The sequence below is a fragment of the Nostoc sp. CALU 546 genome (assembly GCF_048836525.1).
In genome coordinates this window covers 1-2,258 of the sequence record NZ_JAWJTF010000320.1, presented here as the reverse complement: position 1 = coordinate 2,258, position 2,258 = coordinate 1, and the positions used below count along the sequence as shown (strand labels likewise).

2 protein-coding genes are annotated in these 2,258 nt (G+C 44.4%); both read left to right on the top strand.

Translation table 11 applies throughout. The features are described from left to right. Nucleotides 1-447: squalene/phytoene synthase family protein (locus RRG12_RS43250; RefSeq protein WP_420763295.1), on the top strand; the 447-nt coding region annotated here is incomplete at its 5' end. A 298-nt stretch (nucleotides 448-745) separates the two neighbouring features. Further along, on the top strand, nucleotides 746-2,258 hold a 1,513-nt coding region (locus RRG12_RS43245; RefSeq protein WP_420763294.1), incomplete at its 3' end, for a protein kinase domain-containing protein.

Sequence of the window (2,258 nt, the reverse complement as noted above, 5' to 3'; positions counted from 1 at the left end):
AAAAGAAATGTGAAATTTTACACCGAAGCCGATTTGGATCGTTATCCCTGTGGGGTGGCAGGTGCAGTGGGATTGTTACTTTCGGACTTATGGGCTTGGTACGATGGAACACAAACGAACCGCACCCAGGCAATTGCATTTGGTCGGGGCTTACAAGCAGTTAATATCCTGCGTAACCATACTGAAGATTTGGGGCGTGGGGTAGAATTCTTCCCAGAAGGTTGGAATGTAGAAAATATGCAAGAGTATGCCCGGCGCAATCTAGCCCTGGCAGAAGCTTATACCAAAGACCTTCCTACTGGCCCAGCCTTAGATTTTTGCCAAATTCCCTTAACCTTGGCTAATGGAACTCTTGACGCCCTTGCTAATGGTAAAGAGAAACTCAGCCGTAGTGACGTTTTTGCCCTTATCGAACAGTTGATTAGTGTGAACATGAAAGCTAGCTAAATTGCCTCCAAATTTGGGCATCCAAAATCCTACAGCGATTTTCTGTCGGAGAGCCAGTGTGGTCTTGGGGTTTCTCCAAGTAAAGCAACTGGCATTGGGCACTGCCCTCCAAATTTAACCGTGTAAGTATAATAAATTATCTTGTTCTAGCGTTCGCTTTACGTAATATTAGCTAAACTTTAGCAACTCTTCAAAGGATTTCCAGCAAAAATGACCTGGCAGGAGTTGATTAATATCTAAATAATTGAAAGGGAGTATAACACTCCCCGTGATTATTCGTGCAGCGAGTTGAGAGTGCATGAGCTACTGCTTAAATCCTACCTGTCCCAATCCAGAAAATTTGGCATATAGCCAAAGGTGTCAGTCTTGTGGCTCGCAACTACTGTTGCGCGATCGCTATCAGGTGATCAAACCATTAGGTCAGGGTGGCTTTGGAGCGACCTTCCTAGCCAATGATCAAGGCCTACCAGGAGAACCGAGTTGCGTAATCAAACAATTACGTCCATCTGGAAGCGCCCCACACGTTTTACAGATGGCCAGAGAACTCTTTGAGCGAGAAGCCAAAACTCTAGGTAAGATTGGCAATCATCCCCAAGTACCAAGATTGTTAGATTATTTTGAAGATCACGAGCAATTCTACTTAGTTCAAGAATACATCAGTGGTGATACCTTGCAGGAGGAGGTCAAACTTAATGGCATCTTGAGCGAAACTGGAGTCAAGCAATTTTTGAGCGAAGTTTTGCCACTTCTCCAATACATCCACGAGCAAAAGGTGATTCACCGTGATATCAAGCCAGCCAACTTAATTCGCCGCACTCAAGATGCCAGAATGGTACTCATTGACTTTGGTGCCGTCAAAAACCAAATCAGTCAAGGTGCGGCAAGTCCATCAGGACAGACAGCATTAACTGCTTATGCCATTGGTACTCCTGGTTTTGCACCTCCAGAGCAAATGGCTATGCGTCCAGTCTACGCCAGTGATATTTATGCACTGGGGGTGACATGCATTTATTTACTGACTAGCAAAACTCCTAAAGATTTAGATTACAATCCCAACACGGGCGAGATGATGTGGGAGCAGCTTGTGCAAGTGAGTGACCACTTGAGCAACGTCTTGCGAAAAATGTTAGACGTGTCTGTACGTAGTCGCTATCAGTCAGCAGCAGAAGTTCTCAGAGCCTTGGAAATAGAACCATACTTAGATAGTTTAGCCAAGGGTTTACTGATTAAATCTGATAGTGGATCTAAAGAGCGAACACACAACTACCTGGAAAATTCTGCTGTTTTATCTAATCACCCTTCTACTGGTGTTAGCAATACAGGAGTAGCGCAGGTAGCGGCAGCAATTCGCGCTAGACGAGCCAAGGCAGCAGAAGCAGGTGGATTGCACCAGGGTTCTGGAATGGCCAAATCAACCACTTTAGCTAACAGCAACAGTAATGGTTCACAAGTTCAAAATTCTAGAGTTGAGCGGAAGTTAGATACCCAAAGTTTATTAACAGCCTATATGAAGGGGAGACGGGATTTTGCCCTACACAATTTAAATTTGCTGAATCTGCAAGGGGCTGACTTATCCCAAACAAATTTTCATTCTGCTCAATTGCAAAAAACCAATCTTCAGGGAGCTAATCTTCACAATAGTGACTTTGGCAGAGCCAGTCTGACTAGAGCAAATCTTAAAGATGCTAATTTGACCAAAGCATACTTTAATCATGCTGATTTAGAAGGGGCAGACCTGCGAGGCGCAGACCTCAGCAATGCTTATCTTAGTAATGCTAACCTCCGAGGAGCTAATTTGTGTGGTGCTAATC